Origin of the sequence: Vibrio navarrensis, from assembly GCF_000764325.1 — a bacterium.
Taxonomy (GTDB): domain Bacteria; phylum Pseudomonadota; class Gammaproteobacteria; order Enterobacterales; family Vibrionaceae; genus Vibrio; species Vibrio navarrensis.
This window is the reverse complement of the sequence record NZ_JMCG01000001.1, coordinates 379,198-404,059: the sequence shown is the minus strand read 5'-3', so window position 1 is coordinate 404,059 and position 24,862 is coordinate 379,198. Positions and strand designations below refer to the sequence as shown.

Genomic DNA, 24,862 nt, shown 5'->3' with positions numbered 1-24,862 from the left:
AGTATTTCAACGTGTCAAAAAAAGTAATTTCAAGAGTGGTTTACCCTGGCACCTTCGACCCTATCACCAATGGCCATTTGGATCTGGTGGAACGTGCGGCAAAAATGTTTGACGAAGTGATCATCGCGGTGGCCGCCAGCCCAAGCAAAAACACCATGTTTACCTTAGACGAGCGAGTGGACTTTGCCCGTCAGGTCACAAGTCATCTCGACAATGTCACCGCACAGGGATTTACTGGTCTCATGGTCGACTTTGCTCGTGACGTCGACGCCAACGTGCTCATCCGCGGTTTGCGCACTACGGTCGATTTCGAGTATGAGTTTGGCCTGACCAATATGTACCGCCGCTTGCTGCCCGGGCTTGAAAGCGTGTTTCTCACCCCTTCGGAAGAGCACGCCTTTATCTCCTCGACTATCGTGCGAGAAGTGGCCATCCATGGCGGCGATGTGAGCCAGTTTGTCCCGCCGATTGTGGCACAAGCGCTGCATCAAAAGAAAAAAATCTAATCCTATCAAGTTCCGCTGAGCGAATGGCTCAGCGGGAACTGGTTACGGCTGAGTCACCTGATAGCGCAAATACGCATTCATCAACTTGCGATACTCTTGGGCCCATTCTGGGTCTGGGTTAACCCGGGTTTCTGTCTGCGACAGCAAACCATCCGCCCACGGATACAACACGTCTGGCTGACCAGTGCTGTACGCACCTTGCGAAGTGATCACTCGCGATGCGTTAAAGCCGATGTTACTCACCTCCTGGCTGGAGAGCAGATTCTCTCCACCCAAAGAAATATAGCTCTGCCCAGAAAGGCTTAAGCTATAAAGCGTTGGGAAAATATCACGGTGTGAACCCATTCGACTCGCATCGTAGTGGAAATCAACCTGAGTTAAGATCGATTGCGGTGCATAGAGATAGAACGGCACGCCAAAGGTTAAGCCAAACTCATCTTCACGCTCTATCGACAAATAACGCACTCGATGATCACCCGACGCGGCGATGATGGTCTTATCAGCAAGGGAAGAGGCTTTGATCCCTTGGACAAACTGTCCTAATGAATCGTTGGCATATTGATATGCCTGTAGCAGCTTTTCACCTTGATCCGCCATTGGGCCAAGCAGCGCAGCTAACCGTTCACTAACGTGAACTGGTTTAGGCTGGTAATAGTCGGGCGCACGAAACGGCGAATGATTGGTTACCGTCATAATGTAGATCAGCGTCGGCTGCGTCGCTTCATCTAAGAGCTTACGGGCGAACTTAAAAGTGAATTCATCCGGCACGCCCCACGTATCGGCGTATTGGCCTGCCTCTGGAAAGACGTTTTTGATGCTGTTCTCATCGTAAACTTGATCAAACCCTTGCACTGGCAAGTAATTAGATAAGTTGCGCCACATGCTGTTTCCGCCATAGATAAACACCACACGATAACCTGCACGTTTGTAAGGCAGCACCGCCGAAGAGGGCAAAGCCACTTTTTGCGCGCTGGAGTGGCTGATGGTCGGTACGTCGCTGTGCAGCAACATCATTACTATGCTGTCAATGGTCGCCGATGTGCCCGCCATAAAACGCTTGAAGACAAAATCTTGCTCAAAACCTTCACGCAACGCGCCAAGCAAATCGTTGTTTTGTGCATCGTCTTCAATCAGCACGTTGTTGCCCATGCCTTCCATCAAAGCCATCACCACATGCGGTGGATTTTCTGCTAAATAACGGTTCTCTGGAGTGCGGTACTCTGGGGTCGGTTGACCGAGCACTTTTAACATTTGCGCTTGCAACTCTTCGACTGAAATCGGTTCGAATTTCGACTGTTTTTTATAATCGCTTTTGGCCCAATCAAGCGCCATAAAGGCGTTCGGCGTGATGATATTAAGCACCTTGTATTCCGACACATTGGCGTGATAGCGCTTTAGCGGTAAGGTACCGAGCGAGCCGCGCGCAACGATAACGTATACTAGGATGGTTGCGAAGACAGAAAGTGTTGTCACGCTCCAATGCCGAGCAGGGCCACACCACTGCTTGGCGCGTGCCGCCAACCAAGCTGCGCCCTGATAGGCCAACCATGCCAGCGCAACTGAAATAAAGAAAGAGCGTAAAATCGGATAGTCTTGCCAAGCATTCGCCAATACGGCGTGAGTGTCATCATCAAACAAGCCAAAGGCAAACACATCAATGTAGTTGCCGTAAGTAACGTAGTAGTAATAGTTACCTATCGAAAAAGCGGTGAGCAGGAAGAAAATGAGCCCAACATAACTTGGCAAAAGCTTACGCCACCAGCAGAAGAGGCGATGTGATGCCGCCATCACGAGCCCAGACAAAAGCAGTGGGGCGAACGCTAAAGCGATCACCTTGGCATCAAAACGCAAGCCGACATAAAAAGCGCGCCACACATCTTGGCTGAGAGCGGGCAAACGGGCCAAATCCGCCGCGAGTAAAAGAAACCAGCCACGCGAGATGCTCATCAGCATCAACGCGGCCAAAAACACTATCAATAAAATTCGCAGTAGCTGTCGGAACTGCTGTTGAAAGCCCATATTCCACGACATCCAGTGATGATAAAAAACAGGACGGCATCATAGCACAGTGTTCGCTCGCGTCGCTTCACAATAGCTTCAAAAAACTGGCATCTTACTGCCGCATTTCTTTAGTGGAATGGACGCAAAATATCTAACCCAACGTCCTGATGAGCTTAAAGAAACTTCACTACTACAGCGTGCACACCTTGCTGCGAATGCTACCGAATGTGCTTCATCGCACCTACGCACGCACCTTGTTAAGTCAGTTCGATAAAATGAGTTACGCAGAGCAATCGGAACTCATGGCGCGTGTTCATTACTATTGCCAACTGCAACACCCATTTCCACTCGATCACAACAGCCGAGTCTCCGTGCGGCACTTTCGTAAAACCGGTGGCAACACCTATTTCTTCGATCTAAGAAAAATCATCAAAGGGTTCTGCCCCGATCTCGAATTTTGCTTTATTAATGGAGATGTGACTCACGTGCCGCCTACGCCGTGTTTTGTGAAAAGCCGACCGATTGAGGGCAACCGCAGCAACTCCGTACTCCTCAAACTGAATGCCGTCCGCCATTATCAGTTTGTTGACGATCCACTGCCGTTTGATAAAAAGAAAGACAACCTCGTCTGGCGGGGGGATGGGTTTTGGTCGCACCGTGAAGCGTTTATCGAGCAGTATTTCCAACACCCTCTGTGCGACATTTCCCGCTGTGACTATCACAAAGCACACGCAGCAAGCAATATGGCCACGTTTGGCCCGTTTATGCCTATCCGAGAGCAGTTGAAAAGCAAGTTTATCGTTAGCTTAGAAGGCAAAGATGTCGCCACCAATCTTAAGTGGATCCTTGCATCCAACTCGGTTTGCATCATGCCGAAGCCAAAATTTGAGACTTGGTTTATGGAAGGTTTACTTCAACCCGGGGTTCACTATGTAGAAATACGTGACGACTATCAGGATTTGCTTGAAAAACTTCACTATTACCTCGACCATCCCGAAGAGGCCAAACAGATCGCCGCCAATGCGAATCAGTGGGTCGCGCCATTTAGAAACCAACAGCGTGAGCACTTACTTGGATTATTGGTTGCAATGAAATATTTCATGCTGTCACAGCAACCTCAAGCATTTGCCATCCACCAGTTCAACCGAGCTTAACTCTGGCATTCAAGGCAGAAAAAGGTATTGCGCTGACCGATTTTCAGCTCTTGAATCGACTCACCGCACACTGGACAGGCTTCCCCCGCTTTACCATACACTTGCAGCTCTTGGGCAAAGTAACCGGGTTTCCCATCGGCTTGGGAGAAATCTTTCAGTGTGGTACCCCCTTGCTCAATCGCCGTTTGCAAGGTGTGTTTGATGTGGCTGACCAAGCATTGCCACTGCTCGGCACTGAGTGACATCGCTGGTCGTGTTGGCAGAATACGGGCGCGAAACAGCGATTCACTGGCGTAAATATTACCCACCCCGACCACGATTTTATTGTCCATAATAAACTGCTTCACCGCCACGCGCTTACCTAGCGCCCTTTGCTGCATATACTCGGCGTGAAAATCATCGGTGAGCGGTTCTGGCCCCAACTTGTCTAAAACCTCATGTGACTGACCCGGCTCGACATACAGCCAAGCGCCGAAGCGTCGCGGATCGTTGTAGCGCAGCACTTTGCCATTTGTCAGTAGCAGATCGACGTGATCGTGTTTGCCCGCGGGGAGTTCGGCGTCCAAAACGCGCAGTGAACCCGACATGCCCAAATGGACAATCGCTGAGCCTGCTGCGGTTTCAATCAGCAGGTATTTGGCACGGCGCTTAATGGCGTCAATCACTTGCCCTTCCAGCCGCTTTAATTCTAGTGGAATGTCCCAACGCAATTTGGCGGTACGAAAAGTGAAACGGCGAATGGTTTGCTGATTTAAATGCGGGGTAATCCCCATTCTGCTGACTTCAACTTCCGGTAGTTCAGGCATGGCGGCTCCAAGATAAGGGCAGGTGCTAGGTGCTAGGTGCTAGGTGCTAGGTGCTAGAGCACCATATAGTTTAAATTTTAAGCAGCCAAACTCATCGCTATATGCAGGTTGGTAATAGCTGCCGTTCTGTTTAAATCATATTCATTTAGCCGCAAGCCTCGGTACCTTGCTCTAGGACCTTTGCGGTTGCAGATTGATGCTAGAGAGTGCTCTACTTTGACCCGCTCTCTAGCATCAGCCCGACCTTGAGACGTACTTACGTACTTCTGAAGCTTTTGCAGCATCGCTTCCTGCTCGTGTATTTTAATTTTTCGACCTTTCTCTGATGTCGTACAATCTGCTTTTTTCGGACAAGCGTTGCATTCCGTTGATTTAAAACGGGCTTGCGTTACTTTTCCAGACTTTATCATGGCAACTTTCCCTGCTGGGCACATGACACTGCCTTCAACCAAGTCAATTTGGAAGGCGTTTTTACTCAGTGCGCTCTTGGATGGCGGTGTCCATGGTTTTGCAACAACCTCTTTTCCTGCTTCGTACAGCTCCGTTGTCCAGTGAGCAGCTAAATAACCCCTATCTATTTGAATTTGTTTAACTTCACCGTAAGCATTGACTTTGGGTTTTAAGTACTCCGACGCCTTGTGCTCCGGTTCATTGGCAGGACGGACACAGGTCGCTAATATCAGCTTGTTGTCTAAGTCGACAGCAATATGTTGCTTAAACCCGCTAATCGTCCTTGAGCTTGATTTTCGTCCATGGCGCATGGTTGAGTCTGAGATAGAGATTTGCCTATCCGGCACCGAACCCTCTTTTACTTTAGGCCCATTTCCGTCCGGGTCGGGGTCTATATTCTGTTCCAAAACTTTTGCAAGTAAAGCGAGGCTCTCTTCCAGCCCTTTATGCTTAATAAAGGCGGAGGGTTGTTTTTCTAACCACTGCTTCAGAGCGTCAACATCATTTTGCAAGGTTTCAACGGCTTGATGCTTCTCGTTTTTATCTGACCAATCAATGTCTAACGCCGCTTTGACACTGCTTTTTCCTACCAGTTTTAGACCACATTCTTCGATGAGTTCTTCTTCTGAGATCATCTTTATTTGTGCAGCACAATTGACGACTAATTCAAGAGCATGTCCCACTAAATTGAACGTATCTTCAACTCGACCAGCGCCCTGTAGTGGCGCTGAGTCTAGGGCCACTCTGAGCTGAACATGACTAAAACCTCCAACTTCACGAGCGACATTTACAGTATGTTCAAGTAAAACTACATCCATATCGTGCGCAATTAAACGATGACGAAAATCACATAAGGTGCCTTGTGAAAATGGCGATTCCTCGCTCCCTAGACAGTCCAGTACCATTTGCCAACGTTGGTCAAACATCGCTTCTAATGTCGCTCCGGCATCCGATTTTTGCTCGTATGCTTGGAGAATCGTTGCCATAGCTAAAAGAGCGGCCGGAACAGCAGGCTTTCCTCTTGGGTGGTCAGCATACATCGACATAAGCTTATGATTAATCTCTTCATTAATGATGAGATGACGATTGGTGCGTAAGAACACAAACAGTTTTCCGGTCTGTTTTAACTTTTTGCAAATAAACTGCTCTTTTTTGGAAAGAGCAGTTGGTGGTTCCCAGTTTCTAGAATTAGACATAATCAATCAGTTGATAAGTTAATAATACTGTGTATTTGATCATGTTTTGAGTCTAAAGTCACTGTGTGTTTTTTAAACTGATCGGTGCTCTAGGTTAATGGAAAAGCGGAGAGAAGGTAAAGGCAAAAACGAGGCATGAGGTTATTAGGTAAAGAAATAAACCTAAAGAAAGAGCCAGCTTGTAGCTGGCTCTTCAATCGAATGTTATTGCGGCAACAGGTACTCGGGAGAGACAGAGATGGCGATCCATTTATCCTGCCAGTTTTTAAATAACCAGAAATCGCTTAAACGGTAGAAGGTGATGCGCTGCGGCTCTTCTTGGTCTTGGTACCATACTTCGATGGTTTCGGGGCTGCGTAGCTGGGCAGAAAGTTTATCTACCGTCGCGTCATCAAGACGTGTGCCTTTTAAATCGCGCCAGCGATTGATCAGTGTAGCGGGTGTGACGGATAAGGTTTGATTCGACTGCCAATCGTCCCCTTGTCGCTCTAAAGCCCAATCAGAGAGATAGAAGGCCACCAAGGTTTCATTTGGATTGAGCAAGCTCGGGTATTGACTCTGGGCCACAGGATCATCCAGCAGATAGGTTTTGATCAATGTGGGCGCATTAATGATCACAATGAAAAAGGTGATCCCTGCAATGAGGATATTATTCCAGCGGCGACGGCGTGAAGGGGATACGCGCATGATTTGAGTCCTGAGTGATAACTGAGCAAAGTATACCAACCAAGGGAAAAGCGAGGTACTGATTTTGAGGGTGCTAGGTGCTAGGTGCTAGAGCACCGATCAGTTTAAAAAACACACAGTGACTTTAGCCCCAAAACATGATCAAATACACAGTATTATTAACTTATCAACTGATTGATTATGTCTAATTCTAGAAACTGGGAACCACCAACTGCTCTTTCCAAAAAAGAGCAGTTTATTTGCAAAAAGTTAAAACAGACCGGAAAACTGTTTGTGTTCTTACGCACCAATCGTCATCTCATCATTAATGAAGAGATTAATCATAAGCTTATGTCGATGTATGCTGACCACCCAAGAGGAAAGCCTGCTGTTCCGGCCGCTCTTTTAGCTATGGCAACGATTCTCCAAGCATACGAGCAAAAATCGGATGCCGGAGCGACATTAGAAGCGATGTTTGACCAACGTTGGCAAATGGTACTGGACTGTCTAGGGAGCGAGGAATCGCCATTTTCACAAGGCACCTTATGTGATTTTCGTCATCGTTTAATTGCGCACGATATGGATGTAGTTTTACTTGAACATACCGTAAATGTCGCTCGTGAAGTTGGAGGTTTTAGTCATGTTCAGCTCAGAGTGGCCCTAGACTCAGCGCCACTACAGGGCGCTGGTCGAGTTGAAGATACGTTCAATTTAGTGGGACATGCTCTTGAATTAGTCGTCAACTGTGCTGCACAAATAAAGATGATCTCAGAAGAAGAACTCATCGAAGAATGTGGTCTAAAACTGGTAGGAAAAAGCAGTGTCAAAGCGGCGTTAGACATTGATTGGTCAGATAAAAACGAGAAGCATCAAGCCGTTGAAACCTTGCAAAATGATGTTGACGCTCTGAAGCAGTGGTTAGAAAAACAACCCTCCGCCTTTATTAAGCATAAAGGGCTGGAAGAGAGCCTCGCTTTACTTGCAAAAGTTTTGGAACAGAATATAGACCCCGACCCGGACGGAAATGGGCCTAAAGTAAAAGAGGGTTCGGTGCCGGATAGGCAAATCTCTATCTCAGACTCAACCATGCGCCATGGACGAAAATCAAGCTCAAGGACGATTAGCGGGTTTAAGCAACATATTGCTGTCGACTTAGACAACAAGCTGATATTAGCGACCTGTGTCCGTCCTGCCAATGAACCGGAGCACAAGGCGTCGGAGTACTTAAAACCCAAAGTCAATGCTTACGGTGAAGTTAAACAAATTCAAATAGATAGGGGTTATTTAGCTGCTCACTGGACAACGGAGCTGTACGAAGCAGGAAAAGAGGTTGTTGCAAAACCATGGACACCGCCATCCAAGAGCGCACTGAGTAAAAACGCCTTCCAAATTGACTTGGTTGAAGGCAGTGTCATGTGCCCAGCAGGGAAAGTTGCCATGATAAAGTCTGGAAAAGTAACGCAAGCCCGTTTTAAATCAACGGAATGCAACGCTTGTCCGAAAAAAGCAGATTGTACGACATCAGAGAAAGGTCGAAAAATTAAAATACACGAGCAGGAAGCGATGCTGCAAAAACTTCAGAAGTACGTAAGTACGTCTCAAGGTCGGGCTGATGCTAGAGAGCGGGTCAAAGTAGAGCACTCTCTAGCATCAATCTGCAACCGCAAAGGTCCTAGAGCAAGGTACCGAGGCTTGCGGCTAAATGAATATGATTTAAACAGAACGGCAGCTATTACCAACCTGCATATAGCGATGAGTTTGGCTGCTTAAAATTTAAACTATATGGTGCTCTAGGTGCTAGGATACTAGACTATAGGTTCTGGGTTCTAAAAAATAACAATAAAAAACCCAGCTAAAAAGCTGGGTTTTCTACAATCTTCAAAGAGACAAAATCAATTACTTGATTTTCGCTTCTTTGTATACAACGTGCTTGCGAACTACTGGATCAAATTTTTTGATCTCGAATTTGCCTGGCATGTTGCGCTTGTTTTTGTCAGTTGTGTAGAAGTGACCAGTATCAGCAGTTGATACTAGACGAATTTTCTCACGAATGCCTTTCTTAGCCATTGTCTATTTCCTCTTAAACGTTCTCGCCACGTGCACGCATATCAGCTAGAACAACATCGATACCTTTTTTGTCGATGATGCGCATGCCTTTAGCAGTCAGGCGTAGTTTAACAAAACGTTTTTCGCTCTCTACCCAGAAACGATGAGTTTGTAGGTTCGGCAGAAAACGACGCTTAGTAGCATTTCGTGCGTGTGAGCGGTTGTTACCAACTGCAGGACGCTTACCAGTTACTTGGCATACTCGGGACATGAATGTCTTCTCCAAATCGTTTCAGCTCGATATCAACCTTGGTGGCCGAACCTCATCAATTAGAGGTTAAAAACCGTTATGGCATATCCATACAAGGCTATCAAAGGTCGCGCATTATACTAACTTGACATGCATTGCTCAAGACCCGAACAGATCCTTTTTACAGGTTTTCGTGATCTTTTTTTAGACAGCACGTTTTCAAGTAGTCCAAGCTGAATGTAAGTTAAAAATTTTGAGTGGCGGGGATTGTAGCAGAAACTCACTTATGAACAACAAAAAAGTTTGCCTGTCAATACGGAATAGAATTCACACGGATAGCCACCCTCGTTCGGCAAATGAAACCACCTCGCCATCCCCCACCACAAAGTGATCCAACACACGAATATCAACTAGCGCCAAGGCATCACTGAGGCGCTGGGTTATCCGTCTGTCCGCTTGGCTTGGCTCGGCCACACCGGATGGGTGATTGTGCGCCAAAATCACCGCCGCCGCATTGTGGTAGAGGGCCCGTTTGACCACTTCTCGCGGATAGACAGACGCCGAATCAATGGTGCCTTCAAACATCACCTCGTCTTTAATCACCCGGTGTTGGTTATCGAGAAACAGCAAGTAAAAAGCTTCGCGCTGTCGATCGCGCAATATAGAGGAAAGATAGAGTTTGGTGTGATGGGGACTGGTCAGCGCGTCGCCGCGTTGCAAGGTTTCGCCTAAGTAGCGCTGCGTCATCTCAATCACCGCCTGTAGCTGCACATACTTGGCTTCCCCCAGCCCTTTGTGGCGACAAAACTCTTGCTGGTTCGCTGAAAACAGCTTGCGCAGCGACCCAAAATCACGCAGCAGAACATCGGCCAGTTCAATCACGTTCATCCCTTGCGTGCCGGTACGCAGGAAGATCGCCAACAGTTCGGCATCGGACAAGGATTGCGGGCCCCGGGAGAGCAGCTTCTCCCGTGGCATGGATTCACTCGGTAGGTTTTTCAGGCTCATCACGGCGCTCGTTTGCGAAAGATAAGCCAATTGACCTGAGAGCGCGACGTATGTCTAGATGCTTGATAGCGCTTTTCTATCCGCTCAAGAACTTTATGTAACTGAGCGGTTTATCAGAGCTTAAAGTGCCCGACCAGAGCATGCATCTCGCGCCCGGAGGTACTGAGCTGGGTACTGATCGTCTCCGACTCTTGCAAGTTGCGATTGAGATCGTTGACGATTTGCGCAATCGCCACCAGATTTTGATTGATCTCTTCTGCAACCGCGCTTTGCTGCTCGGCCGCTGAGGCGGTTTGGATACCCATATCGCGGATCGTCCCCACCGCAGTTTGGATGCCCGCCAGCGAATTTTTGATTTGCACCGATTCAAGCGCCGTCTGCTCACCTCGTTCTTGGCTGACCGACATGGTGCTTACCGCACGGGCCACGCCACTTTGCAGCTGTTTCAGCATGTCGCCAATTTCCAGCGTGCTGTTTTGCGTGCGACTGGCCAGCGAGCGGACCTCATCAGCCACCACAGCAAAGCCACGCCCTTGCTCTCCAGCGCGCGCCGCTTCAATCGCCGCGTTCAGCGCCAGCAGGTTGGTCTGCTCGGCAATCTCGCCAATCACTTGCAACACTTTGGTGATCTGCTCGGTCTGTTGGCTCAATTGAGAAATGGCCTCCGAGGTGGTGTTCACCTCATCCACCAATTTGCCAATCCCCTCAATGGCGTGGTTAACTTCCAGCTGCGCCTCAGATATTTGCACGTTGGCTGAATCAATCGCCTGCGCTGTGGCATGGGTGTTGCTCGCCACTTCTTTTGCGGTGGCGCTCATTTCAGTCACCGCGGTCACCACCTTGTCGGTTTCGCTGCAGTGACTTTGCATCTGTGAACTCGCCATCGCCGTGTGTTCATCCAAACCACTGGCGGCTTCCTGCACCACTTGAGCGCTGGCACGGATCTCGACCATCATCGGATGCAGTTTGTCCATAAACTGATTAAACGCGTGCGCCACTTCGCCCACTTCATCTTGGCTCTCAACTTGCAAACGCGCGGTGAGATCGCCGCCACCAGCGGCTACCGCTTTTAAGGATTGGCTAATGTGCAGCAAAGGTTGAATGCCACGTGTCACCAACACGCTGATCGCCACACAGGCGAGCAATAAGCCAATCAGAGAGAAACCGACCGCCGACAGCGTATGCGCCTTGAGCTTGGCAATGCTCTGCTCGCGGTATTGATTCACTTGGCGGTCAATATCATCGATGTAGATCCCGGTGCCCAGCACCCAATCCCATTTCGGCAGATATTCCGCATAACCGAGCTTGGGCGCTTGAGCGTTAATGGTCGGTTTGTGCCAAGAGAAATAGAGAAAGCCATCGCCCTTTTTTGCGGCGTCAATCAGGCCAGCAATCACCGCCACGCCATTTTGATCTTTCATGCCGTAGAGATTTTTCCCCTCCAGCTCCGGTTTGATCGCATGTAAGGTATTAACCCCTTTGGAGTCGTAAGCAAAGAAGTAGCCATCTCTGTCAAAGCGCATCGCTTTGAGGATCTGCTTTGCCTGCTGTTGATGGCTGCCATCCACATCACCGTCATACAGCGGTTTGATGGCCGTCATCCCCATCATCAAATAGGCTTTTAACTCGCTTTTTCGCGTCTCAATCAGCTCGTTTCGGTAGTTTTTCAGCTCAAGTTCGAGGCTTTGTTGGCTGTTGATATAGAAGACGGCGGTGATCATGGCCGAGATAAGTACCAAAGGTATTAAGGTAAGCAATAGCAGTTTATTGCGGCTTTTCATAGCTAGCGACATAAGTATCCCAATGATTGTTATGGTTTTTATTTTCGCCATATCTTGCAGAGAAAAAATGCCTTGTCTGTGAGCTGAGCATGAATTTGCATAATCCATCCTCATTATTGATGGGCCTTTTGATTTAGCTTCACTTCTGTGATTGCCCACGCGCACCCTCGGCGCAAACTCCGCTCATCCAGTAACGAGCCGCGGCAAGTTGTGTTACTATCGGCGGCAGAATTTTTGGAGAACAACAAGATGCAAACATTGGCAGGAAAAAAAATACTACTGGGCATCAGTGGTGGAATTGCCGCCTATAAATGCGCGGATTTAACACGTCGTCTCAAAGAGCGCGGCGCTGAAGTACAGGTGGTAATGACCAAAGCGGCCAAAGAGTTTATCACGCCGCTCACCATGCAAGCCGTCTCTGGTCGCCCGGTCTCTGACAGCTTACTCGACCCGGCGGCAGAAGCGTCCATGGGCCATATCGAACTGGCAAAATGGGCCGATCTGGTGCTACTTGCGCCCGCCACCGCCGATTTGATCGCCCGCATAGCCGCTGGCATGGGTAACGACCTACTCACCACGCTGGTGCTGGCCACCGACGCACCAGTGGCGGTTTCTCCCGCCATGAACCAACAGATGTATCGCAACGTCGCCACGCAAGAGAACATCGCAACGCTGCTGCGCCGTGGCATGCACATTTGGGGCCCGGCGGCAGGCGAACAAGCCTGTGGCGATGTAGGCCCAGGCCGTATGCTGGAGCCGATGCAACTGGTGGAGCTTTGCGAGCAGTTTTTCCAGCCTAAACCTTTGCAAGACACGTCGATTTTGATCACCGCTGGCCCAACTCGCGAAGCGATTGACCCGGTGCGCTATATCACCAACCACAGCTCGGGAAAAATGGGCTTTGCTTTGGCGCAAGCAGCCATGCAACTAGGGGCGAGCGTGACCCTCGTCAGTGGGCCGGTTTCGCTCTCCACGCCAGTCAACGTCAACCGTATCAATGTCGACAGTGCGCAAGAGATGTATGACGTGGTCATGGCTCAAGCGGCCAGTCATGACATTTTTATTAGCTGCGCGGCGGTGGCCGACTATCGCCCAGCCAGTGTGGCTGAGCAAAAGTTGAAGAAAACCGACGACAGTGACGAAATGACCATTACCATGGTGAAAAATCCCGATATCGTTGCCTCCGTCTCGGCGATGGCAGAAAACCGCCCCTTCACCGTGGGCTTTGCGGCAGAAACTCACGATGTGGAGACCTATGCGCGACGTAAGCTGGAAAAGAAAAAGCTCGATATGTTGTGTGCCAATGACGTTTCGGTTGAAGGTCAAGGTTTCAACAGCAGCAACAACGCCATCACACTCTACTGGTCTGAGGGCGAGAAAGCCTTGCCACTGAGCAGTAAAGCGTCGCTGAGCGTCGAGATCCTCGATCAAATCCGTCGACTGATGGATAAATAGCCTATCACAGTAGTTGAGCAGGCGCGCGTGTACAGCTTTTTGCTTTTTGGCCTCACAAAACCTGCTCATCAACTACTGTCTTGTACTTGGCATACTGATATACTCGCTGACGAAAAAGTCTATTCAAAAGGAAGTTAATCAATGGCTGGCAGTAAAAAATCAAACCGCCGCGAAGAGATCCTCCAGGCGCTGGCTCAGATGCTGGAGTCCACGGAGGGCGCTTCACGCATTACCACAGCGAAACTGGCTCAACAGGTGGGTGTGTCGGAAGCCGCGCTTTATCGCCATTTCCCAAGTAAAGCCCGCATGTTCGAAGGTTTGATCGAGTTCATTGAAGAGGCGCTGATGTCACGCATCAACCGAATTTTGGATGAAGAAAAAGACACGCTGGAGCGCATTCGCTTGGTGATTCATCTCATCCTAGCTTTTTCTGAGCGTAACCCAGGATTGACTCGCATTCTCTCCGGCCATGCACTGATGTTTGAAAACGAGCGCTTACGCGATCGCATCAACCAACTGTTTGAACGCATCGAAACCCAACTGCGTCAGATTCTACGTGAGCGTAAATTGCGCGAAGGCAAATCCTTCCCGGTTGAAGAAAAAATCTTGGCGGCGCAATTGCTGGGCCAGGTGGAAGGCAGTTTAAACCGCTTTGTTCGCTCCGATTTTCGCTATCAACCTACTGAAAATTTTGAAGAATACTGGGCACTGCTCAGTGCACAAATACAATAAGTTATGGCATTACAAACCCCTCCAACCTTCTCACTTTCACTGCTGCACCCCAAATATTGGCCGGTGTGGTTTGGCTGCGCTCTGCTGGCGCTCGTGGTCACCCTTCTTCCTTACAAAGTGCAACTGCGCTTAGGGCGAGCGCTCGGGCATTTTGCCATGCGCTTTGCCAAAAGCCGCGTGCATGTGGCACGTCGCAACTTGGAACTGGCTTTTCCAGAAATGAGCCAGCAAGAGCGTGAGGCCATTGTGGTTGAAAACTTTAAGAACTCAGGATTGGCGCTGTTTGAAACCGGCATCGCTTGGTTTTGGCCCAATTGGCGCATCAAACGTCACATCACCTTTAGTAACATTGAACCCTTGCTCGCACTTGAGGAGCAAAAAAAAGGGGTTTTGGTGGTCTGTACACACGCGCTCAACCTAGAGATCACTGCGCGCGCCTTTGCTTTGGTCGCGCCGGGCTATGGCGTTTATCGCCCTCATAACAACCCCGCCTATGACTTTATACAGACTTGGGGACGCACACGTTTTGGCAACCAGATGGTCGATAGAAAAGATGTGAAGGGGATGCTGAAAATTCTGCGCGCTGGCGGCCGTTTGTGGTATTTGCCCGATCACGACTACGGCAACAACAATTCGGTGTTTGTGCCCTTTTTCGCCGTGCCAGACGCCTGCACCACAGCCGGAACTGGTGTGTTGGTGGATGCGAGTAAATGCGCCGTGATCACCGCTTCCAGTTTTCGCCAAGGGGAAACCTACACGTTAGAAGTGGATGAAGACATCAGTGGTCAGTTCCCGCGCAAAGATGCCGTTGGCGCCGCGACCGTGATGAATCAGGCGATTGAAAAAGTGATCTTGCGTGGATTAGATCAGTGGATGTGGCTACACAAACGCTATAAAAGCATGGCTGACCCAAGCCAGCCACGCGGCATTCGTTATAAATAGATAGTTAGGTTTCGAGGTTGCTAGGTTCTGGGTTCTGGGTTCTGGGTTCTAGGGGGCTAGGTTACTAGGCTCTGGGTTTCTAGGTTTTGCTTTTCCTAGAACCTGCCCTTCCTAGTTCCTAGCCCCTGCTCTTCCTAGGACCCGCTCTTCCTAGCCCTTCTCTTAAACACCAAACTGCTCACGGTACGCTTTAACCGCGGCGAGGTGCTCAGTCGCATCACCTTTCTCTTCTAGGTAGGTGATCAAATCCGATAGGCTGACAATCGAGATCACCGCGCAGCCGAAATCACGCTCCACTTCTTGAATCGCAGAGAGTTCGCCTTTGCCCTTTTCCTGACGGTCAATCGCCACTAGCACCCCAGCTAAATCGGCGCCGTTGGCCTGAATAATTTCCATCGATTCACGAATCGCCGTGCCTGCGGTAATCACATCATCCACCAGCATAATGCGCCCTTCCAGCGCGGAGCCGACTAAGTTACCGCCTTCGCCGTGATCTTTGGCTTCTTTGCGGTTAAAACAGTAAGGCGTATCAATATCGTGGTGATCCGCCAAGGCCACTGCGGTCGTAGTGGCGATAGGAATGCCTTTGTAAGCAGGGCCAAACAGCACATCAAACTCAATACCAGAATCAGCCAGTGCAGCGGCATAAAAACGGCCTAGTCGCGCCAAATCACGGCCAGTATTGAAAAGACCAGCGTTAAAAAAGTAAGGACTTTTACGACCTGATTTTAAGGTAAACTCACCAAATTTCAGGACCTGTTTCTCTAAGGCAAATTCAATAAACTCACGCTGGTATGCTTTCATGAATACTCTCTCAATGTTTAATAGGGAGGTTAATAGGTTCTAGGTTCTAGGTTCTAGGTTCTAGGTTACTAGGTCCTAGGTTACTAGGTCCTAGGTTACTAGGTCCTAGGTTACTAGGTCCTAGGTTACTAGGTCCTAGGTTACTAGGTCCTAGGTTACTAGGTTACTAGGTCCTAGGTTACTAGGTTCTGGGTTACTAGGTCCTAGGTTACTAGGTCCTAGGTTACTAGGTTCTAGGTTCTAGGTTACTAGGTTACTAGGTCCTAGGTCCTAGGTTACTAGGTTCTGGGTTACTAGGTTCTTGCTTTTCCTAGGGCCTAGTCCCTGCTCTTCCTAGTCCCTGCTCTTCCTAGCCCCTGCTCTTCCTAGCCCCTGCTCTTCCCAGATAAAAAAATAGCCCCCTTAATGGGAGCTACTAACTAAATCATTCCGCTAATGCGGCTTTCTGTGCGGCGACGATCTCACTGATGCCTTTTTTGGCCGACTCCAGTAGCGCTAGCAACTGCTCATGGCTAAACGGTTCGCCTTCTGCTGTGCCTTGGATTTCGATCATCTTGCCTTCTTCGGTCATCACCACATTCATATCCGTGTCGGCGGCTGAGTCTTCGACATATTCGAGATCGCAAAGCACATCGTCACCGAGAATACCGACCGAAACTGCCGCTACATGGCCTTTCATCGGGTTCTTTTTCAGCTTGCCGCTGTCCAGCAGATGTTGGAACGCATCAGCCAGTGCCACGCTCGCGCCAGAAATCGACGCCGTGCGCGTGCCGCCATCGGCCTGAATCACATCACAGTCAACCGTGATCATAAACTCACCCATCGCTTCCAGATCCACCACCGCACGTAAGCTGCGAGCGATCAAGCACTGAATTTCCATGGTCCGGCCGCCTTGCTTGCCGTTGGTCGCTTCACGGCGAGTACGTGAATGGGTCGCACGTGGCAACATGCCATATTCCGCGGTCACCCAACCTTTTCCTTGGCCCTTTAGCCAACGAGGCACCGATTCTTCCACCGTCGCGTTACACAACACCTTGGTATTACCAAACTCAACCAACACAGAACCTTCTGCATAGGCGGTGTATTGGCGAGTGATTTTAATTGGGCGCACCTGGTCTGCCGCGCGATCATTTGGACGCATGGATGAATCCTTTTATGGGGGATGAGTAAGATTGGGGCAAGATTATAGCGGAAAGCCAGCCAAGATCCTAGCGAGAACGCCGAGTTCTCGCACGCCACACGCTATCGCAAGCCCCGAGCCAGGCGATTGTGTGTTACTATTGCAGGGCGTTATTTTCACAGATAAAGAACAGGAAAATTCGATGATTTACAGTATGACAGGCTATGCCCGCAAAGAGGTCAAAAGCGACTGGGGTACCGCCGTGTGGGAAATCCGTAGCGTCAACCAACGCTATCTGGAAACCTATTTCCGCCTCCCGGAGCAATTTCGTGGTTTAGAACCGCTGCTGCGCGATCGCTTCCGTCAGCGCTTAGCGCGCGGCAAAGTAGAATGCAATTTGCGCTTTGAGGCCAATCCCGCGGCCAAAAGCGAGCTCAAGATCAATGAAGCGCTGGCCAAGCAAGTGATCAAAGCCGCTGAACAAGTGATGCACATGACCGGTGAATTAAGCCGCATCAACCCTTTCCAAGTGATGCAATGGCCCGGCGTGATGGAGACCCCAGAGCAAGATATGGACACCATCAACAAAGCGTTACTCGCGGCCTTTGATGAGGCGCTGGCTGAGTTTATTGAATCACGCGGACGTGAAGGCGACAACATGAAAGCGCTGATTGAGCAACGTCTTGAAGCGATCAGTGCAGAAGTGGTCAAGGTACGTGCGCGCATGCCAGAGATTTTGCAATGGCAACGCGAGCGCTTGCTGGGCAAATTTGAAGAAGCGAAGATTGAGCTAGACGCGACCCGTGTTGAGCAAGAGCTGATCCTCCTCGCACAGAAATCGGACGTGGCGGAAGAGCTGGATCGCCTCGATTCCCACGTCAAAGAAGCACGCAATGTGCTGAAAAAAGGCGGAGCGTGCGGCCGAAAACTCGATTTCATGATGCAAGAGTTTAACCGAGAATCGAACACGCTGGCATCAAAATCGATCACCACCGACATCACCGCTTCAGGTGTCGAGCTCAAGGTACTGATTGAGCAGATGCGCGAACAGATCCAAAACATCGAATAGGTTCTTGGGTAGAAAGTTACCCGTCCAAGAATGTCTTAAAAGCCCTGTTATTTGCTTGTAAATACAGGGCTTTTTTATTTTCCCCGTCCAAATCGGTTTGCAGATGTCCGTTACCAACTACCTGTTTAGTGGTGGGCAGAATGGTGGGCAGCCCCCTCTTTTTTGCTCAATAAGCATTTTGCGGTGGCGTGGAGTCCAGTAAAGACAGGATGCTTAGCAAAGAGGAAATTCACTACGCCTTTAGCGTGTTTCATACCCATATCAATAGCTTTGGCCGCGACAACTACCTCGCTTGCTGCCTGTTTTTGGTGTTGGGTGTACGCAAAAGCGAACTGTGCGAAGCCATGTGGCGTGAAATGGATTTAACCACAGGCGTGTGGGATCTGCCCAAAGAACGCAGCAAAACCGGCGTCCCAATCAGCATTCCCTTACCACGCCAAGCCATTGCTTGGTTTAACGAGTTGCAAATCCGCGCTTGTGGCTCGCCTTATGTTTTCCCAGCCAGACGAGCAAGCCATCGTCCACATATGGGGCCAGATACGCTGAACCGCGCCATTTCTAAACTCTTTGGTCGCGAGCCAGGGCGCAAAAAACAGCCTCCCAATAAAATGGGCAAACTTGAACACTTCACCGTACACGATCTGCGCCGCACCTTTCGCAGCCTTGCCGCCTCTTTGGGTATTGCAGGCAACGTAGCCGAACGCTGTCTAAACCATAAGCTAAAAGGCGTTGAGGGTATCTACGACCGCCACGATTACTTTGAAGAGCGCCGTATTGCCCATCAAACCGTGGCTGATGTGGTTGAACCACTGGTGAACTTTGAGCCCGCTTCACAACACCACACAGGAGGGCGCTATAGCCAAACTACTGGGAGTTGCAGCTAGGCGGCAAGAGAATGAATCCCCATGAGCATAGACATACTATGTGATTGGGGTGAACGAACGCAGCCAACACCGCTGCAGCTTCAAGTAGGAAGGATATAACATGCAATTTATGATGCGACTCGCCCCCATTACCTTTCCAATAGCCATGCTGGCAGGCCTTGGTTGGTGTATTGGCATTGCCTTACTCGAACAACCTCATGGTATAGGCTACGCACTTACTCGGCATTGCCTGATGACATTGGTGGTACTCGCTCCTTGGCTGATGCTAAAGCTCATGTTCTACGTGATTGTCAGTTTAGGACGCAAACTGGGGCTCATCCCGCCTGCACGTCCAACGCACAGCTTGGGGTATGAAGAATCACCCCTTTCTTTTTAAAAAGAGGGGTTCAGAGTCTTGGCCTTCTTCGATGGCAAACGCAGCCGCATGCCGAAAAGGCCCATCAGGCGAAACTAACAAGCCCCCATTTGCTCACTTACCGTGGGCAGTTGGGGCAACGGGGCAACGGGGCAACACTTGCTATGACGAGCATTAGAGGGTGAATAAGAAGAAATTACATTGCCCCAAGGAATGGGGCAATTGGGGCTTTGATTGACAAAATAGGTCACTAAACATAATCTTCAAGCCAATATGGCCGACGCCTCTGCATTTCTGTACGCGTCGGTTCTCATTTCGCCTTGTCACTATTCAGCCATTGCTTTTCCTACCAATAGCTCGCTTACAAAATACCACACCCCGCTTAAAGCTAAATCAACCAACCCAATTACTTACTTTGATCAGCTGATGCAATCCCCCCTAGGCGTCATTTGCTAATCCATGAGTTTCAACAGCCGCCACACACTTCCCCATGCCTTTACCCCCATACGCCAAAACCACTATCCGTTTGGCTTTTGGATCGAAACGCCAAACAGGGAAATTAGTCCATTTACTGTTTGGCTTCTCGATTGAAATCCAAAACCAGTAGGCCTTGCCATTACTGACTCAAAGCAAGGTTTGGCACTTTTTGTACCCTAAACCAACCTCGGCATCAAAGTACAAACCGTTTGTTTTTTCTAACCCAGAATGCAAACGATCGTTTGGCGTCTCGATTTTTTTGCACTAGCCAAATGCCGCCAAACAGCACCGTATTGGACTATGTATATCAAACAGTTAGCCGCGCACAGGTCATCATAAAAAACCGATTTGACTGGTGAGTTTGATGGCCATTTCTTTCATCTAATTCACCACTGAGTCTGCACCCGACGACTGAAAATAGACGGCATGACGAACCAACAAGGTGATAAGTGACGTGCTATGGGCAAGTGCTAACGATTGGGATAGAGAATGGATACAGCAGGTGGTCGCTTTACTGGTTGGGCATGGCGCGTTTACCCTCTACCCAGCATTAAGCCAGTGCGATAATGCAGCCGAACGTTTAACCCGCTGGCTGACCTATCAGTTACCACGCGTTAAACAAGCGCACTCTGGCTGCCCGATTCACCAATGGCTCAATAGCATTGGCTTACAAGTGATCGTAGAAAAATGGCAGAGCCCTGAGCAATGGCCAAACCTGTATTGGCTACCTTTACCTGAGGTTGATGGCCACGCGCAAGGCGGCTTGGTTTTGTTACCAGCACATTTGTTACCTACATATAGGGATGGCACGAGCCAAACCAAAACATTGCACGTAAACACACCGGCCAACGCCCGTATTTTTTGGTGCATTACGCCTTTATCTAAAACAGGAAAGCGCGCTACCTTGCACCCCAAACGGCAAAACCGCGCCTTTTGCCTGCCCAGTTCGCCGGAGCAAATGGGCAAATCATGCACAGGGTTATTACTGAGAGGTTTGAGAAAAGACAACGGAAAACGAAACGGCAACGTGATCAGCCATCAGATCAACCTAGCGCTGCTGCACCACCTTTGTGGGCCGGAGAGTGATGTGTGGATGGAAGCTAATTTTGGTGCCGTAACTGATTACGGTAGCAAAAATTAGAAGCCTGAAAAAAGAGTAACCCCTCACAGGGCGCTGATCTCACGGGTAGCGGGAGGGGTGTTGTGGTGCGATTTTTAATATTAACAAAGCTGAATGGACATATATTCGTACCATCTCGTGTAGAACCACGAAATGGTCAGTAATATCCGTTAATACCCCAGTTCACCTGCATTAAACAAAACCAAACTTTAGTAAATCCAATTATTATGTGCTAAAGGCATTCGGTTTAACAAATCACGGCGCTCTCGCCAATCGGGAAGTAGCTTGTCCATATACCCCTTGAAGCGTTCATTGTGATTACGCTCAAGCAAGTGCACCAATTCATGCACTAGGATGTACTCCAAACACTCCGGTGGCTTTTTAGCAAGTTCTAAATTCAGCCAAATACGCCTGGCCTGCGTGTTGCAGCTGCCCCACTTGGTTTTCATCTTTTTGATTCCCCAATCTGCAGCTTTAACGCCGATCTTATCTTCCCAAACAGGCAATAACTCAGCGATTCGTGCTTTAAGCGCATCTCGATAATATGAGCTCAGTACCAGTGCCTTGTTCTCAAGCGTTGTTGCGGGATTGACATATAAATGCAATCGACCACGACCTAGCTTGATTTCATGCTTTCCGGAACGCTCAATAAGATTCAGACGATAACGCCTGCCCCACAGGTAATGACATTCACCGCTAACCATTGCTCGATCAGATTGGCGAGGTTGTTTGGCAAAATCACTCTGCTGTTTCTTGATCCAAGGAATGCGGCTGATCACTGCCATACGGATTGCGGTTTCTGTCATAGATTCAGGAGCAGAAACACGCACACGCCCATCAGGTGGCAACACGCTGATATGAAGGTTTTTAATTGCCTTACGATTTAACTGCATCGCAATAGAACCAATTTCTACCTTAGGCATCAATGGTACTCTTTTTGCGCTTTTGCCAATTCCATTACACCCTGAATATCCACATCATACCCCGTCGTTTCTTCTCGCACCGCATTGGCAATCTCGCGCTCTTTAAAACGGTCGCCCACCCAGTCGGCTTTTTTGGTATAACGAATGGCACTATCTATTTTGGTAGCCAGCAATTCATCTTGACCAAAATTATCGTAAAACGCGCGTTTTGGATTAGAGTCCATCGATGGCGGATAGTTAGCCGCTGTCTGCTCCGGACGTATAACCTTACGAGACAGCTCGCGGATTTTTTCCAGATACTCTTGATATTCAATCGCTTTTTGGCGACGAAGCTCAATCAGCTCATCCAATAACACCGACATTTGCTCGTAATACTTAGGGTTAACCGGGTTTTCATCAACGATGGTTTTACGCACGTTATTTTCGATGGTTTCGGCCATGGCTTCCTGATTTTTACGAATACTTTCAGGCAAAGCCTCCACGGCATCAGCACCTTTTTCAACGATAAGCTCAATTAGCCCTAGCTCTTCAAAATCCATCAGTACTTCGCTGTCATCCGCACGAATATACATATCTAACAAATGGCGCATGGCAGGCTCAAAGCGTTTCATTTCTACCAAATCGCCACTGGCCAGTTTTACTTCGTCACGGACTTTTTCAAAATGAGCCACTTCAGCTCTTATCAAGTCTACATCTTGAGCAGAATAGCCTGCATCAGGCATTTCATTGGCGATATTGGCGAACGCACGCAGCAGTTTGGCAACGTTCTGATAAAGCGTTAAACGCAGTGCTTCTTTCTCGGTGAGCTCGTCTTGGTTCAGACCTGACTTACCACAAAAATAATAAATGTAGTCTTCCGTATTGCGTGGCGCTTTTACCGGCTCACACAAGGCGCGCACCATTTCCAGCGCATTATCCAAATCGAGCTTGGCTTGCTCTAAACGATCTTTCAGCAGCCCTGCAACGTCTTCCTTGTCATAACCATCAAATGCGCCTTGAGTATAATCAGAAATCGCTTTATCCAACGAGCGGAACAGATCTTTGTAATCAATGATGTAACCGTATTCTTTATCATCGCCATCCAAGCGGTTCACGCGGCAAATGGCCTGAAACAGATTGTGATCAGCCATCTGTTTGTCGATATACAAATAGGTAGCCGAAGGGGCGTCGAAACCAGTCAGCAACTTATCGACCACGATGAGCAAGCGCATTTGTCCTGGCTCATCAATAAATTGCTTTTTAACTTCTTTTTCAAACTCTTCAACTCGGTTAGCGGCCTTGTCTTCCGGTTGCTCGAAGTAATCCGCAAGCATCTTGCGGTAAATATCGTACTTAAAGAGCTTTTCCGTTAAACCCTCACCGGTTTCTTCCCCTTTAATGCTTGCAGCAGTCGGCTGAAAACTGGTGACAATAGCAACCTTACCGGCTAAATCTGTTTGGCTGAACATTTCATAAGCTTTACAAGCTTGATAGACACTAGAGCAGACCAACATGGCATTGCCGTAGCCATCCATCAGGCGTGGCTTAGTGTCCATATCCAGCAAGATATCATTCACAATCTGCTGCAAACGCGATTTACTGGACAGCACCTTTTGCATGGTGCCCCATTTCTGTTTCAACTGGGTTTTCGCTAATCGAGATAAGCCGCGAGTTTTGGCTTCAAACCATTCATCGACCTTTTTCTGCGACGTGACGTTTTGGTCGATGTCTCGCGCCTCATAGCGCAAATCGAGCACCACACCATCGGCCACGGCTTCATCAAATTTATAGGTGTGAATGTAAGGGCCAAATACCTCAACCGATTTTTTCTTGTCTTTCTTCATCAAGGGCGTGCCGGTGAAGCCGACAAACATGGCTTCTGGCAGGATGGATTTCATCGCCTCGTGCAACTTGCCCGATTGAGTACGGTGACACTCGTCCACAAACACAAACAAATCACCTTTGGCTTTAAAGTCCGATGGTAGGGATTTCTTTAACTCGGCAATAAACTCATCAGTCGCCGTATCGTTTTCCGAATCAGACTGCCGACCAAATTTATGGACTAAAGAGCAAACCAACCAAGGGTTGGGCTGATTGAGCGTCGCCACCAAATCGGCACCGCTTTTGGTGCGATAAATATCTTCCTCAACACCGGTGAACACTTTTTCAATCTGCTCATCCAGCTCAGTGCGATCGGTCACAATCAATACACGGGCGTCTTTGACATTTTCGCGTATCCATTTGGCCAGCCACACCATAGTGAGGCTTTTACCAGAACCTTGCGTGTGCCAAATAATGCCGCCTTCTCGCCTTGCGATATGGCGTTTTGCCGCTTCAATACCAAAGAATTGATTGTGGCGACAGGTCTTTTTTATACCCGCATCGAAAACAATAAAATCATGGATAATTTGCAGCAAGCGCGCTTTGTTACACACGCGGCTCAGGTGAAAATCGAGTTTATGATCGTATGGCCCTCTATTTGGCTCATGGCTGCTGCAATCCTCCTTCCACTCAAGGTAGTGCTTTTCTGGTGTCTCAATCGTGCCGTAACGCAAGCCTTGCGTGTCGTTACCCGCCATCACCAATTGCATGGTGGTAAAAAAGTTACGAATAAAATCTTTCTTCTGATTATCGAGGTTCTGGCGAATACCTTCGGAGACAGACACCGAAGAGCGTTTTAGCTCAATCACACCAAGCGCGATACCATTGACATACAACACAATATCTGGACGCTTTTTGTTCTCGCCCTTGATAGAGACTTCTTCGGCAATGGCAAAATCGTTTGCTTCTGGGTTTTTCCAGTCAATCAGCCACACGGTTTCATTAAGATGGCCAGCACCTTCTTTATCTTTCACGCCGTAACGCAGCAGGCGATAAACCTCTTTGTTGGCGTAATAGAGCTTTTTACCTTCGCCCAGCGCTGCTGCCGTATCCAATTGGCGAATAGCACGATTGATCAACGCCTCGCTGACACCACGCTTTTTTAACCAATCAACGAGGATATCCACTTCAATATTTTTATTATTAGCGCGATCCTGCCAATCGCCTAAATAGCGATAACCTAAGTCAGTTTGAAAAAACTGAACGATACGATTTTGGGTAGCGCGCTCACGCTGACCAACGTTACTCATCCTAACC

21 protein-coding genes and 1 pseudogene are annotated in these 24,862 nt (G+C 48.9%); 10 read left to right on the top strand and 12 right to left on the bottom strand.

What is annotated here, in order from left to right; genetic code table 11:
- Positions 1-11: 11 nt before the first annotated feature.
- Positions 12-506 carry a pantetheine-phosphate adenylyltransferase gene (gene coaD / locus EA26_RS01840; protein ID WP_039422774.1) on the top strand — a complete coding sequence of 165 codons (495 nt, stop codon included), beginning with the start codon at positions 12-14 and terminating at the stop codon, positions 504-506.
- Between the two features lie 42 nt (positions 507-548).
- On the opposite strand, the gene EA26_RS01835 is transcribed toward coaD, so the two are convergent.
- Positions 549-2,525 (bottom strand): LTA synthase family protein, encoded by a 1,977-nt coding sequence (locus EA26_RS01835; protein ID WP_039422773.1) that lies wholly within the window; start codon positions 2,523-2,525, stop codon positions 549-551.
- Between the two features lie 149 nt (positions 2,526-2,674).
- Between EA26_RS01835 and EA26_RS01830 the strand changes: the two genes are divergently transcribed.
- Positions 2,675-3,661: a glycosyl transferase family 90 gene (locus EA26_RS01830; protein WP_052079597.1), complete on the top strand. Its 987-nt coding sequence runs from the start codon at positions 2,675-2,677 to the stop codon at positions 3,659-3,661.
- Here the strand turns inward: EA26_RS01830 and mutM are convergent.
- From mutM to EA26_RS01815, 3 genes are all read right to left on the bottom strand, one after another.
- Entirely contained in the window at positions 3,658-4,467 is an 810-nt protein-coding gene (gene mutM / locus EA26_RS01825) for a bifunctional DNA-formamidopyrimidine glycosylase/DNA-(apurinic or apyrimidinic site) lyase (RefSeq protein WP_039422772.1), read from the bottom strand. The two genes, EA26_RS01830 and mutM, sit on opposite strands and share 4 nt — an antisense overlap.
- A 77-nt stretch (positions 4,468-4,544) precedes the next feature.
- Positions 4,545-6,113 (bottom strand): IS1182 family transposase, encoded by a 1,569-nt coding sequence (locus tag EA26_RS01820; RefSeq protein WP_039422768.1) that lies wholly within the window; start codon positions 6,111-6,113, stop codon positions 4,545-4,547.
- Positions 6,114-6,317: 204 nt separating this feature from the next.
- Positions 6,318-6,800, bottom strand: a complete 483-nt coding sequence (locus tag EA26_RS01815) for a hypothetical protein (RefSeq protein ID WP_039422770.1) — start codon at positions 6,798-6,800, stop codon at positions 6,318-6,320.
- Between the two features lie 180 nt (positions 6,801-6,980).
- Here EA26_RS01815 and EA26_RS01810 point away from each other — a divergent pair, with 180 nt between their 5' ends.
- Complete coding sequence (locus EA26_RS01810; protein ID WP_039422768.1) at positions 6,981-8,549, top strand: IS1182 family transposase; 1,569 nt, start codon at positions 6,981-6,983, stop codon at positions 8,547-8,549.
- Between the two features lie 126 nt (positions 8,550-8,675).
- Here the strand turns inward: EA26_RS01810 and rpmG are convergent, their stop codons facing one another.
- The 4 genes from rpmG to EA26_RS01790 all read right to left on the bottom strand — a co-directional run bounded on the left by rpmG (position 8,676) and on the right by EA26_RS01790 (position 11,864).
- Positions 8,676-8,846, bottom strand: a complete 171-nt coding sequence (gene rpmG, locus EA26_RS01805; RefSeq protein WP_039422766.1) for a 50S ribosomal protein L33 — start codon at positions 8,844-8,846, stop codon at positions 8,676-8,678.
- A 13-nt stretch (positions 8,847-8,859) separates the two neighbouring features.
- Complete coding sequence (gene rpmB / locus EA26_RS01800; RefSeq protein WP_011078894.1) at positions 8,860-9,096, bottom strand: 50S ribosomal protein L28; 237 nt, start codon at positions 9,094-9,096, stop codon at positions 8,860-8,862.
- 306 nt (positions 9,097-9,402) lie between these two features.
- Complete coding sequence (gene radC / locus EA26_RS01795; protein ID WP_039422756.1) at positions 9,403-10,083, bottom strand: RadC family protein; 681 nt, start codon at positions 10,081-10,083, stop codon at positions 9,403-9,405.
- Between the two features lie 113 nt (positions 10,084-10,196).
- Entirely contained in the window at positions 10,197-11,864 is a 1,668-nt protein-coding gene (locus EA26_RS01790; protein WP_152593646.1) for a methyl-accepting chemotaxis protein, read from the bottom strand.
- A gap of 249 nt (positions 11,865-12,113) precedes the next feature.
- Here EA26_RS01790 and coaBC point away from each other — a divergent pair, with 249 nt between their 5' ends.
- The 3 genes from coaBC to EA26_RS01775 all read left to right on the top strand — a co-directional run bounded on the left by coaBC (position 12,114) and on the right by EA26_RS01775 (position 14,993).
- Entirely contained in the window at positions 12,114-13,319 is a 1,206-nt protein-coding gene (coaBC, locus tag EA26_RS01785) for a bifunctional phosphopantothenoylcysteine decarboxylase/phosphopantothenate--cysteine ligase CoaBC (protein WP_039428705.1), read from the top strand.
- A 141-nt stretch (positions 13,320-13,460) separates the two neighbouring features.
- Positions 13,461-14,051: a nucleoid occlusion factor SlmA gene (gene slmA, locus EA26_RS01780; protein ID WP_039422755.1), complete on the top strand. Its 591-nt coding sequence runs from the start codon at positions 13,461-13,463 to the stop codon at positions 14,049-14,051.
- Positions 14,052-14,054: 3 nt separating this feature from the next.
- Positions 14,055-14,993, top strand: a complete 939-nt coding sequence (locus EA26_RS01775) for a Kdo(2)-lipid IV(A) acyltransferase (RefSeq protein WP_039422754.1) — start codon at positions 14,055-14,057, stop codon at positions 14,991-14,993.
- Positions 14,994-15,155: 162 nt separating this feature from the next.
- Here EA26_RS01775 and pyrE read toward each other — a convergent pair whose 3' ends face one another.
- A complete protein-coding gene (gene pyrE, locus EA26_RS01770; protein WP_039422753.1) occupies positions 15,156-15,797 on the bottom strand; it encodes an orotate phosphoribosyltransferase in 642 nt (213 codons plus the stop codon).
- A 424-nt stretch (positions 15,798-16,221) separates the two neighbouring features.
- Positions 16,222-16,938 carry a ribonuclease PH gene (gene rph, locus EA26_RS01765; protein ID WP_039422750.1) on the bottom strand — a complete coding sequence of 239 codons (717 nt, stop codon included), beginning with the start codon at positions 16,936-16,938 and terminating at the stop codon, positions 16,222-16,224.
- 181 nt (positions 16,939-17,119) lie between these two features.
- Here rph and EA26_RS01760 point away from each other — a divergent pair, with 181 nt between their 5' ends.
- From EA26_RS01760 to EA26_RS01745, 4 genes and pseudogenes are all read left to right on the top strand, one after another.
- On the top strand, positions 17,120-17,986 hold the full coding sequence (locus EA26_RS01760) for a YicC/YloC family endoribonuclease (RefSeq protein WP_039422746.1): 867 nt from the start codon (positions 17,120-17,122) through the stop codon (positions 17,984-17,986).
- Between the two features lie 182 nt (positions 17,987-18,168).
- Positions 18,169-18,870 (top strand): annotated as a pseudogene (locus EA26_RS01755) (tyrosine-type recombinase/integrase); the annotation flags it as partial.
- A gap of 100 nt (positions 18,871-18,970) precedes the next feature.
- Entirely contained in the window at positions 18,971-19,246 is a 276-nt protein-coding gene (locus EA26_RS01750; protein WP_226978339.1) for a hypothetical protein, read from the top strand.
- Between the two features lie 910 nt (positions 19,247-20,156).
- Positions 20,157-20,843, top strand: coding sequence for a hypothetical protein (locus EA26_RS01745; protein WP_039422745.1), 687 nt, complete (start codon positions 20,157-20,159; stop codon positions 20,841-20,843).
- Positions 20,844-21,031: 188 nt separating this feature from the next.
- Here the strand turns inward: EA26_RS01745 and EA26_RS01740 are convergent, their stop codons facing one another.
- Both EA26_RS01740 and EA26_RS01735 read right to left on the bottom strand, forming a co-directional pair.
- Positions 21,032-21,745, bottom strand: coding sequence for a M48 family metallopeptidase (locus tag EA26_RS01740; RefSeq protein WP_039422743.1), 714 nt, complete (start codon positions 21,743-21,745; stop codon positions 21,032-21,034).
- Complete coding sequence (locus tag EA26_RS01735; RefSeq protein WP_039422741.1) at positions 21,745-24,855, bottom strand: type I restriction endonuclease subunit R; 3,111 nt, start codon at positions 24,853-24,855, stop codon at positions 21,745-21,747. The genes EA26_RS01740 and EA26_RS01735 overlap by 1 nt, the downstream gene beginning before the upstream one ends.
- Positions 24,856-24,862 lie beyond the last annotated feature (7 nt).